Source organism: Methylophaga sp. UBA678 (assembly GCF_002299105.1).
Classification (GTDB): domain Bacteria; phylum Pseudomonadota; class Gammaproteobacteria; order Nitrosococcales; family Methylophagaceae; genus Methylophaga; species Methylophaga marina.
Genome location: NZ_DBNG01000011.1, coordinates 1 through 11,849, shown reverse-complemented (window position 1 = coordinate 11,849; position 11,849 = coordinate 1). Strand labels below are relative to the sequence as shown.

The 11,849-nt window shown below is 45.3% G+C and carries 9 protein-coding genes; 3 read left to right on the top strand and 6 right to left on the bottom strand.

Annotated features, from left to right (window positions below):
• Positions 1 to 6: 6 nt before the first annotated feature.
• From B3014_RS06520 to B3014_RS06500, 5 genes are all read right to left on the bottom strand, one after another.
• Positions 7 to 738 (bottom strand): Slam-dependent surface lipoprotein, encoded by a 732-nt coding sequence (locus tag B3014_RS06520; RefSeq protein ID WP_289243488.1) that lies wholly within the window; start codon positions 736 to 738, stop codon positions 7 to 9.
• Positions 739 to 816: 78 nt separating this feature from the next.
• On the bottom strand, positions 817 to 3,855 hold the full coding sequence (locus B3014_RS06515; protein WP_289243487.1) for a TonB-dependent receptor: 3,039 nt from the start codon (positions 3,853 to 3,855) through the stop codon (positions 817 to 819).
• A gap of 204 nt (positions 3,856 to 4,059) precedes the next feature.
• A complete protein-coding gene (locus tag B3014_RS06510) occupies positions 4,060 to 5,010 on the bottom strand; it encodes a FecR domain-containing protein (RefSeq protein ID WP_289243486.1) in 951 nt (316 codons plus the stop codon).
• On the bottom strand, positions 5,007 to 5,975 hold the full coding sequence (locus B3014_RS06505) for a FecR domain-containing protein (RefSeq protein WP_289243485.1): 969 nt from the start codon (positions 5,973 to 5,975) through the stop codon (positions 5,007 to 5,009). Before B3014_RS06505 ends, B3014_RS06510 begins: the two co-directional genes overlap by 4 nt.
• Positions 5,972 to 6,472, bottom strand: a complete 501-nt coding sequence (locus B3014_RS06500) for a sigma-70 family RNA polymerase sigma factor (RefSeq protein ID WP_289243484.1) — start codon at positions 6,470 to 6,472, stop codon at positions 5,972 to 5,974. Before B3014_RS06500 ends, B3014_RS06505 begins: the two co-directional genes overlap by 4 nt.
• A gap of 254 nt (positions 6,473 to 6,726) precedes the next feature.
• Here B3014_RS06500 and B3014_RS06495 point away from each other — a divergent pair, with 254 nt between their 5' ends.
• Both B3014_RS06495 and B3014_RS06490 read left to right on the top strand, forming a co-directional pair.
• The gene (locus B3014_RS06495; protein ID WP_289243483.1) at positions 6,727 to 9,129 is read left to right on the top strand and encodes a TonB-dependent siderophore receptor; all 2,403 of its coding nucleotides are present in this window, start codon (positions 6,727 to 6,729) and stop codon (positions 9,127 to 9,129) included.
• A gap of 5 nt (positions 9,130 to 9,134) precedes the next feature.
• On the top strand, positions 9,135 to 9,977 hold the full coding sequence (locus tag B3014_RS06490; RefSeq protein ID WP_289243482.1) for an alpha/beta hydrolase: 843 nt from the start codon (positions 9,135 to 9,137) through the stop codon (positions 9,975 to 9,977).
• A 131-nt stretch (positions 9,978 to 10,108) separates the two neighbouring features.
• Here B3014_RS06490 and B3014_RS06485 read toward each other — a convergent pair whose 3' ends face one another.
• Positions 10,109 to 10,813, bottom strand: a complete 705-nt coding sequence (locus tag B3014_RS06485; protein ID WP_289243481.1) for an FMN-dependent NADH-azoreductase — start codon at positions 10,811 to 10,813, stop codon at positions 10,109 to 10,111.
• A gap of 139 nt (positions 10,814 to 10,952) precedes the next feature.
• Here B3014_RS06485 and B3014_RS06480 point away from each other — a divergent pair, with 139 nt between their 5' ends.
• A complete protein-coding gene (locus B3014_RS06480; RefSeq protein WP_289243480.1) occupies positions 10,953 to 11,804 on the top strand; it encodes a LysR family transcriptional regulator in 852 nt (283 codons plus the stop codon).
• Positions 11,805 to 11,849: the final 45 nt, after the last annotated feature.

Sequence of the window (11,849 nt, the reverse complement as noted above, 5' to 3'; positions counted from 1 at the left end):
CAATGATTACTTCGCACCACCAAAAGCAGTGTCATAATCACGGTTAGCAAACTTAGCAATCCCTGCTAAAGCGGCAGCATCTGCACCATAGAAGTGACCTTCAGATGTACCAATCGCTGAGCTATTAGCTACAGCGTCACCTGAGAAGCTGGCATCAGCACTATTAATCGAGGCATTGATAGCAATGCTCAGACCAGTTCGGCTCATTGTTCCAGATAAGTTACCCGTGCCGAAGTTAGCATTCAGCGTTCCGGTCAGTAAGTTAGAGCCGTTGTAATTGTTGATACCTTTAACAGTGTAGGCGGCTGTACCAGTGGTTGGCATGGTAGTGCCTGTGTCATCACCAGAGTAGTAGACCACTCGGGTTGGGTCATTTGTGGTGCCATTTTGTGACCATTCACCAAAGTAAACTTCCTCTCCTGATACTTTAGCGAAGTCAAAATAACCCAAAGCGGCATGAGAAGGCGGCATCATGGCTGGAGTAATCGTATAGATACCATTGCCATCAGCACTGACCATACTGGTGAGACCTGAGAAGCTAACCATCGCGCCACCATAAAAAGCGGTCACACCAACACCAGGAGCACCAACTGTACCTGGATGATCAGGTGAGGTACTTGTCGTGCCACCAACAGTAATATCGCCAAAATAGCTTTGGCCCGACTCTGTGGCATGAGCCATACCACTTAGACCTAAAGCTAAAGCAAGAATTGATAGTTTTTGTACTGTTTTCATCATATTGTCCTCGTATTTAAAAAATAGTTAGTTATTCGGTAACGCTGCTTTTTTTTGAGAAACCACCTCCTTGTTCCATGATTAAAATTTAGCCGTGAGGCTGAGTTTGAATGTGCGCCCCGGGGCGGGAATAGCAGAACGACTCATCGGATCGATGTAATATTCATTACTAAGATTAGTGCCGGTCAGTTCTACACTGATGTCATCGTTTAACTGGTAGCTGGCATAGGCATCAAATAGCAGAATGGTGTCCCATGACAGGGGGGTATTCGCGTAGTAACTAATGGCTGAAGGATCACGGTAGTTACTTTCAAACTTGTCTTCGTGTTTGTAGTAATAGGTGACACGACTTCCTAGCTCTAATTTACGATTGAAAAATCGCCCGCCCAGCGTCCAGTTTGCGGTGTATTCCGGCATGGCCATGCTCACCAGATAACCACCGACAAAGCCATCTTCAACACAATCACTGGTGGATCGATAATCGAGCACAACAGCAGTGGATTCATCACAGACTTCATTTTCGAAGTTATAGGCTAGGCTCAAGTTGGTGAAGAAACCGCCGTTGTCATAGCGACCCTGAAATTCAATCCCTTCCAGCGTTTGTTTCTCCAGGTTACTGAAGTTGAGGTTAGGATCTCGCTCGATAACGTTTTCAGTGCGGTTATAAAAGTAACTGAGTTTGATATCGGCATAATCCGCATCAAAAAACCCCGCCAGGTTATGAACATAACCCACCTCATAGTTATAAATATGCTCTGGTTTTAACTCATAATTTGGATTGGGCAGTGAGGCTGAAAAGCTGATGGTATTTTCAAATAAACTGGGGAAACGATAAGCTTGGCTATGGCGAGCATAGATACGACTATCATCATTCAGATCCATCGCAACAGACAGAACCGGAGCCCAACCATCACCTTTAAGGTGTTTCACCTTTTTAATGGTTTGCACATTGCCAATGACTGTCGCTCCGTTAAGACAAGCCGTCACATCAACATCAGCCGTTAAGCAGGGGTGATTATTTCTATAATATTTGCCATCTTTACCGACTTTCCAGACCGTTTCCTGTGTGGCAGTTTCAGTAGTGCCGACAGTGTCCTGAATACCTTGTATAGCTGCATCAACGTCAACACCCAATGACTCCCAAAACGCGCGGCTATCCTCCCAGCTTTGTATTTGCGGGTCCACATCAGCCTGAGTAATGACTCTGTCATATTCGATATAGATGGTCCTTCCCAAAGTAGGCGCATAACTATTGAGACTGGTATTACCCGCATCCAATTGGCTTTTACGAAAATCATCAAACGTCCAGAAAGAGGAATAACGCATGCCGGCATCCACACTAAGAAAGTGTGTGGGTTTCCAGGCAAAGTTGAAATTCATTTCTTTTTCTTGACGACGTCCAGCTTTGGGATACATTCGGAAGCTACCCGTCGGATCATAACGATCATCAGAACGTAATTTTTCATGCTGATAACGGCCGCCCACGGTCAGATCGAGGTTATCCATCAAAGCAAAGGTATTGCTCAAGGTGACACCTCGACGATCTTCTTTGGCATTTCTTAGTGCTGTATTACGAAGAGTGGTATTACCCGAGGCATTACGATCATAGGGTTCATTCGGGTAACCGCCCGCCGTGTAGGTATCACTGACGGTATCCGTTCTCCAGACACTGGCATACAAGTCGACCCAACGATTGGTCTGAGGGTTGAGCTCGTATTCGACGTTATACGCTTTGGCTTTGACCTCACTTAATGGCCATTGTGGCACACCCTCATCGACAGCTCTTTCCCATGAAATTCGGGACGGGAAAATTTCGCCATAGGTAGTGGAAGTATCGCGGTAACCAAATGATAGGTTGTGGTTATCACTGAATTTGAATTTGGCTTTTGCTAACCAGGATTCCATTTCACTTGAGGTATTGGGCAGTTCATCCCCTGGCTTATAGATGTTGGCCATATCAGGGATCATATTGTCTTGAAGATTATCTGAGCCACGGGAGTAGAAACCATCCTGATGTTTCCCTGCGAAATGGTTACCTTTCTTGCGGTAAGCGTAAGCCCCCATGAGATCAAATGCCTCCTGACGGGTACCAACAGCCAGACGATAAGCATAGTCATCGAAATAGTCTTGCCCACCTGAATGGGGTTCGACATAGAGCGTTGGATCGTAGATATCGCCTTGAGCATCAAAACCGGGAATATCGGTGTAGGACTGGCCACCTGATAAACGTGGCACACTTGCATCCACCGCATTATTGCTGCCTTCGAGTTTGAGTTCGCCGCCGAATTCTTCACCCGGTTTTAGGATGTCATCCACGGTAAGCGTGCTAGCCACTATGGCACCGCCGATACCGCTATGAACATTACGTTCCAGGTTGGGGCCTTTTATCGCTTTGATATTACCGATAAGGTTCGGGTCGATATAACTTCGGTTATTGGCACCGTTATAACCACGCCAGATAGTAATCGCCTGCTCAGTGCCATCGATGGTGAGTGGCACACGGCCAGGGCCCTGAATGCCTCGGATATTCGGATCAATACCGCCACTGTTACGGGCATCGGCACTGTAAACATTGAGCATGCCACTGAGCATATCGGCGGGTGATGAACCTTTGAATCGCTCTAACTCTTGTTTACCGACATAGGTGCTGGAGATGTTTTTATCAAATACATCGTTATAACCAATAGTGTCTTGGGTAAACAGCATCGTGTCACCCACAATGTCGATTTTTCCTAAATCCACACTGCTTTCATCTTCAGAAAGGCTGAGAGTGGTAACGGGTTCAATACGATAGCTGCCGTCAGGCTGTTGGACGGAGGTCAGTCCGCTGCCAGCCAATAGAGTTTGTAATCCTTGCTGTGCGGTATAGTCACCCACCAAGCCATTGCTGTGCTGTTTATTGACTAGAGATGAGTCAACATACAAGGCGACACCGGCATTGAGGCCAAATTGACGTAAAACCTGATCCAGGCTACCTGCAGATAAAGAAAAAGACTGAACATCCGTGTTGCTGTCTTGTGCATAAACGTGTTGGCTAACACCGGCAAACAGGCCGGTGACAGCACACATATTAAGCGTGATGAATAAAGTGGGAAGTCGTAAAAAACGACGTAACGGCATGTTTCAGTTCCTTCAGTATTTATTAGTCAGTAAAAGTGGTTTGTACTTGTAATACCGAACGTGGAATGAAAACCCGTAATAATAATTATTCGCATTAACTGGCTGTTAGGCGAGTTGATGCATATGAAGTGATTATCCATTTGTTTTTATGAGAAAAATTTAAGCGGAATGATTAGCTGGAAAAGTCGCTAATGACACAAAAAATTAAGATGTCAGTGGTTTGATGGTGACCCAGTAGGGGGTGAAGTAACTGACTTTCACCGGCAAAATTTCAGTGAGCTGTTCCAGTACCCGATCAGTATCTCGCACAGAAAAAATACCCGTAATTGTTAACCGTTTGAGTTCAGGACTGACACGAACAATACCTGAGCGGTATCGGGTTAATTGGCGGACAAACTCATCCAGTGGCATATCAGCTACGGCGAGTTTACCTTTCTGCCATAAATTGTAGGCAGGAGCAGTCTGGAATGGCTGAGCGATTTGTACTGCTGAAAAGGTAACGCCTTCACCAGCAGGAATAATGGTCTGTGAATTCGGTGTTTCTGTTGGTGTAATTCTCACCCGGCCTTCAAAGACCGATAACTGTGTTTCTAGCTCAGATTGCAACACATTAAATCGTGTTCCTAATGGTTCAAGCACGCCATCTCGGCCAACGATAGTGAGAGGTCGGGCATCTTTACCAGTCTCAATTGCGATTTCACCGTAATGCAATATGATTTTGCGTGTGTCGGCATCATAATCGACATCAACTTTGCTATTGGTATTCAAGGCCAATGTTGTGCCATCCGTCAGTTGCCAATGACGAATCTCGCCTTTTGCCGTGGCATATCGCGTGCCAGGCATGGATAAAGATCCCCAGTGCTGAACACCCATTGCGCCCATCCCCACGCCAATACCGACGACGGTGAGCAGTTGACGACGACTTATACCGGGGCGATGCTGTAATACTTGACTACCAACTCGTCTGTCGGGCACAGCATTGAATTGCTGCTGAAGATTAACGACTTGTTGCCATGCTTTTTGATGGATAGGATCAGCATCAAGCCAATCTTGAAAGGCCTGCTTATCGTGCTCAGACACATCATCTGCCCAGAGCCTTGCCGCCCAGACGCAAGCTTGATTGATAGGATCTGAATTCGTCAGCGCTTGAGTCATAATCCACGGTCTCTTGGAACAACCGTCACCCAATAACGTGTGCGAGACTGAATAGACACGGGCAGCGCTTGTGCCATTTGTTGCAAGGCTTTATCGGTATCATTAAGTGGAAAAACGCCACTGACTTTGAGATCAGCAACCGTTGCATCACAGCGTAAAGTGCCGGAACGATAGCGTGATAACTCATGAATAAATTCAGACACGGGCATTTGCTCTGCTACCAGCTTATGCTGAGTCCAACTGGTGAAGGCAGGGTCCGCTTTAACGGCTTCTGCTAACTCAAGCTGATTAAACCGAATCCTTTCGCCAGCTTTTAAGGTGAGTTTTTGTTGTGCATGATGGATTAACACGCTGTCCTGAACCACGGTAACTTCGGTTGAATCGGCATTTTGTCGGACATTAAATTGCGTGCCCAGGGCCTCAATTTTCCCTTCAGCTGTCACCACAATAAATGGCTGACCAGCAAACTCAGCTGCATGACCCGTGGTAATAAACACTTCACCGTGTTTAAGATGAATCAGACGTTGTTTGCCATTAAACACAACATCAATAGCCGTATCGGTATTGAGTCTAAGATGACTGCCATCGGCTAACTGCACAGCACGCGTTTCACCGATACCGGTACTGTAATCAGACATCGCCTGTTGCCAGAGTTGTGTTTTTTGCAGGCCATAACCCACACTGGCAGAGCCGATAAATATTCCCACCCATTGTAAAAACTGACGACGACTGCTGGTCGATGTTGCATTGAGTAAGGTACTGTTGGCAGCATGTTCTGGAAGGCGATCAAATCGTTCAGCCATGGACGCTAAAATTTGCCAGGCTTTTTCATGCTCCGGGTTTTGCTGACGCCAGTGTTCACAAGCTTGTTTATCCTCCGGGCTGACATCATCTGCCCAGAGCCTGGCCATCCATGTTGCGGCTGTATCGATTATCTCGGGTTGTGGATGCGAAGAAGAACTCATGACGATGCTTTCAAACTCTGGAGATAACAGGCTGTTAATGCCTTGGCCACATACTTTTCTACGGAAGACACAGACACATTCATCTTCGTGGCAATCTCTTTGTAACTCAGGCCGTCCAGCTTCCTCATCAAAAAAGCCTGACGCACATGCTTAGGTAAGGCTTGCAGCATCTGGTCAATTTCCAACAAGGTTTCTACCACAATATGTTGGGTTTCTTCACTGGGTGCTTCCTGCTCAGGTAATAAGCGAACCGTCTCAAGATAAGCTGCTTCAATTTGCCGACGACGAAATAAATCAATCATCAGGCTTTTGGCGATACGTGTCAGATAGCGTCGCGGCTGATCATCTGTTGGCAGTGCGTTAGAAAGCATCACTTTGAGGTAAGTATCGTGAGCGATATCAGCGGCACTGTGTTCACATCCCAAACGACCACGCAGCCAGCGATGTAACCAGCTATGGTGTTCCCGATATAAGGTGTCGATATTGTGTTGAGACATGAGTGGAAAACAATGACTTACATTTGATAATGAGATACATTATCGTTTAAAGGTCGCCTGATCAAGTTTTTTTACGTTTTGCTTTTCTGGTGATGACTCTCCTATAAGTGTCATGGAAAGCACGCCTTTAAATGGAAATGTTATTTATTTTCAGTCTGTTAAAAATTATTTCATCAATACTGAAAAAAACATTACGGATTTGCTTTGTTCAATCGAAGTACAGGTAAAGACACTTTATTCACTATGAGGTTGATATGTCCTACCTGAAAACATCGCGTCCACATCGACACGTATTTAAAACCTTGCCTCTCAGCATGATGATGGCTGTGGCTATTGGCTCAGCTGTTGTTACTACATCTTTCCAAGTCCATGCTGAAAACGTTCAGGCCACTACACAGGCCTTTAATATTCCTGCAGGGCCACTTGATCATGTGCTAAATCGTTTTGCTTTGGCTGCGAATATCGATCTGTCAGTGAACTCACAAATCACAGCCAATAAACGCAGTCGTGGTCTGGATTCCACTGTTGATGTGCAAACGGGCTTACAGCGCTTGTTATCACCGCATGGCCTGGTCGCCGTTAAAACCTCAGCGACCAGCTATACCGTTAAACAAGTTACAGACGGTTCAGAAGATGGTGTAGATTTACCGGTGGTCAACATTGATGCTGATGGCATGAGAGAAACAGCCACCAGTCCAGTGGATGGCTATTTAGCCACACGCAGTGCCTCAGCCACGAAAACTGATACGCCTCTGATTGAAACACCTCGCTCTGTGACGGTGGTAACGGCCGATCAAATCAAAGATCGCAAAGTGCAAACCGTTGAAGATGCCGTGGCCTATGCTGCTGGTGTTCAAATTGGTGGTTCGGGTTATGACCCACGCTTTGATCAGATTACGATTCGTGGATATGAAGTGACGACCAATGCCGATTACCGTGATGGTTTACGTCAAACCAATACCGGCTGGTTATCGTATTTCAGAACAGAGCCGTATGGTTTGGAGCGTATTGAAGTCGTCAAAGGACCTGACTCTGTTTTATTCGGGCAGATCAGCCCGGGTGGTTTGGTCAACCGCGTAAGCAAGCGCCCCACAGCAGAAACTATTCGTGAAGTGGAAGTTCAGGCAGGCACTGATGATCACTACCAAGGCCAATTTGATTTTGCCGGTAAATTGGGTGAAACCGATGAGTGGACTTATCGGGTAGTCGGCTTGGCGCGTAACAGTGATTCCGATATCCGCGGTGTGATTGATGATAATGTCTACTTCGCACCGTCTCTGACATGGCGTCCTAATGACAATACCAGCCTGACTTTGTTAGCACAGCGTCAACGTTATGAAACGGCAGGTTCACCACGTCCATTCCAGCTACCTTCTGGTGAACTGACTGATTTCTGGTCGGGTGATGAAGACTTCGACAAGCTTTTGCAAACACAAACCTCTATTGGCTATGAGTTTGAACACCGTTTTAATGACACCTTCACTGTCAGACAAAATGCCAGATATAGCTATATTGATACTACCAATCAATACACGAGTTCATCCTTGGCGGCGGATGGTCATACACTGAACCGCACAGCAACGGGCGTCTATGAGGATATGCATAACACTGCCATTGATACCGCCGTAGAAAGTCATTTTTCCACCGGTCAGCTGACGCATACATTACTCACCGGTTTGGATTTTTATCAGGTCAATAGCCGAGTGAAATATGCCTATGGCGATGCACCATCAATAGATATGTGGAATCCGGATTACCATCAATCTATTGCTAAGCCATCCACACTGTACTCATTCGGTAATACCCAAACGGAAAATGAACAGTTTGGTCTATATATGCAGGATCAGATCAGTATCGACAAATGGCGTGTGACGTTAGGGCTGCGTCATGATTGGGTGGATAAAGACTCATACAATTACTTCAGTGGTATTTGGACAGACATCGATGATGAAAAAACCACGGGTAGTGCCGGTGTGTTGTATGCATTTGATAACGGCATTAGCCCGTACATCAGCTATGCAACGTCATACATTGCACAGTTTAGTACCAATGCTTACGGTTCAAACTACAAACCAACTGAAGGCGAGCAGTGGGAAGCGGGGATCAAATACCAGCCAGTCGGCTATCAGAGTTTCTTCACGGCCAGCGTGTTTAACTTGATTGAAAGCAATGTGCTGACACAAGATCCTAACAACATTAACAATAGTATTCAGAAAGGCGAGCGTCGTGTTCAAGGCTTGGAGTTAGAAGCCAATATGAACTTTGATTTTGGCCTGAACCTGGTGGCGAGCTATACCTACCAAGATGCCAAAATCACCGAAAGTAATGATGGTGATGAAGGTAATCAATTTACTGGTGTGCCAAGACATCTCGCTTCTTTCTGGGGTAACTATGATGTGACCCATGACCTGCAAGCTGGATTAGGTGTCCGTTATGTCGGTGAGTCATACAGCAATACCGAGAACACCGATAAAAACGAATCTTACTCGATTGTGGAAGCGAGAACGTCTTATAGTCTGGATCAGTGGGTGAGGGGAGCAACGCTTGCCGTGAATGCCTCTAACTTGTTTGATAAAGAATATGAGGTGTGTGAAGCGGGCTACTGCTACCGTGGCATCGGTCGAAAAGTCATCGCCAGCTTTAACTACAACTGGTAAGTCTGATGTTGAGATTAAGACAGATACTTAAATTTCTCATCATCATATGCTGCTACCTGCCTTTGCAGGTAGTGGCTCAGTCCGTTTCATTACCTGCCACTGAGCAGTTCACACTGAAAAACAAAGCAGGGCAGGATTATCAGATTATGGTGAGTTTGCCTAAAAACCAAACGCCAGCTAAACCGATGCCGGTGCTATACATATTAGATGGTAACTCCGTGTTTGCTGCCTTTCATGATGCTAAGCGAATGGAATCAGACTATGCCGACACACTGATTGTGGCGGTGGCCTATCCCACCGATAAGCCGTTTGATTTTTATCGACGTTCTTATGACTTTTCACCACCTGTACCCAAAGAAGTGAATGACCCACCTCAAGGTGGGCAGGATGAATTTGTCGACTTCTTAAAAAACATCTTACAGCCCGAAATCGCTCGTCGTTATGACATTAACCAAGAAAGGCAATCACTCTATGGACACTCTTTCGGTGGCATGTTCACACTCTATGCGATGTACACCCAGCCAACCTTATTCCAACATTACATCGTCTCCAGCCCCAGCTTGTGGTGGGCAAGCCGTTACCTTATAACGCATGAGAGAACCTTCATGGAACAAGTGAAAGCGGGTGAAGTATCACTCGTCGATAAAAGCCTGTATCTGCTGGTGGCAGAGGGCGATGACGTGCAGGAACGGCAGGATATTGAACTGCTGGCAGACCGAATGAAAGCCCTGTCGGCCTATGGTTTGCGAAGTGCCTATTACCTCCAAGAAGACGAAGATCATATGTCCTTACCCATCACCATTGCTCATCGTGTTTTACGACAAGCGTTTAATCCAAGGCTTCGTTAAGTCATTTGTTTGGTAACATCAGGTTACAAGCTGATTGATGGTAATAGCTGGCAGGACAGCCCGTAACGTAGATGATATCTTCATCAACTATGTCTTCTCCAAAATGGATGAGAATGTCTTCATTAATAGGGTTACAGATTTTTGACCACATTTTCTGGTGATGTGGCCACGACCGGAAAGCTAAGTTCTGTGGCTATTCTCTCGGCGCGATATTTTGCATCAGCTACAGATCTGCTATGTCTATCGTCGCCAAATTCTTGGTATTCAGCAGCGATCTCATACACCGTATCCGCTCCTAAATATTTACTTAGTGTAAGTAAGTGTGGCGTCAGGTGATTAGAGCCTTCTCTTATTCCACCTTTTTGAAAACCGAACTCTCCACTAGAGGTCACGATAATCAATGTCTTTCCAGAAAGTAGTGGCTGTAATGGGGAATCTCCTCGTGCGAGATCGAAATCAAACGTTTTGTCTATACGTACAATTTGATCGAACCATGCTTTTAGCTGAGCAGGCATGCCGTAGTTATACATGGGAGAAGATATCAAGATAATATCGGCTGCTACCACTTCAGCGATCAGTTTATCTGATAATGCCAGCGTCTCTTTCTGTGCTGGGGTCCTCTTTTCCTCAGGTGTAAACACAGCGCCAACCCAATCCTGAGTGATGAAGTCAGGAGGGTTTACACCAACATCACGATAGATATACTCATCTATAGGACGATTCTTTCTCCATGTATCAATAAATCGGATAGCAATATTTTTTGATATGGAGTTGTGATCTGGATTTGGATTGATAGCAGCTCTAACGCTTGAATATACATGTAATAGTGTACTCATAGTGATGACCTTAGTTGATTAATGATAGGTACTATTCTGAGAGTCTTTCTCGCGTTGTACAAACGAAAAAGTTACACTTGTAGATGAGTTTAAATCATCTATTTAGTCAAGCGGCTAATGGTTTATTAGGAGATTAAATTTGCAGGTATCGTTACAGGCGTTGAAAGTTTTTGAGTCGGCTGCGCGTCAGGGAAGCTTTAAGTTAGCTGCAGAAGAACTGGCATTGACACCGACAGCCATTTCTCACCACATTAGCAATCTGGAAAGTCGGTTGAATGTCAATTTGTTTCATCGACAGGGAAGGAGAGTTTCACTCACAGAAACAGGCAAACTATTAGCGAGAGCAACCACGGACGGGTTTTTGAAAATTGATCATGCTCTGGAATACGTCGCAAAGGTTGGCACTACGGTCAGAGTGACAACTACATCATCATTAGCGGCTATGGTGTTGATTCCTTACCAGTATGAATTTGAACAAAACAACCCAGGTATTTCGCTGGAGATATCGACTGGCGAATCACTCGATAATCAATCACATACTATTCCCATTCGGTTCGGTGATATTTCAACTGTTGAAGATTTTGATGTCATTAGAACGGAGTCATTCGATATATTTGGGACTAATGGAGTCGCGCCTCCCTCTTGGTTTAATGAACCCATTACCTTGTATACAACGCAATGGAAGAATAAATCATTACCCAAGCCTCCATTAGACACTTGGTTGAAGGCAAATGGATTGGAAGGGGCCAATATTAAACTTAAAAAATTTGATCAAGAACTGTTCGGCATTCAGCAGGCTATGGCTGGAAATGGGTTAGTATTCTGTTCTACGACGCTCGCTAATAGATTGTTGAAATCTAATCTTCTCCAACAATACAAAACGAGACCCGTTCAGTCAGAACTTTGCTATTACATACCGAATAAGAATCATTTTCAAACTAGAAGTGCAGTCAGATTTATAAATTGGATTGAAGATATTTTGAATCAATAAATTGTGCAAGCAATCCTCAACACTGGCAAAGCAAAAGCTATCCGT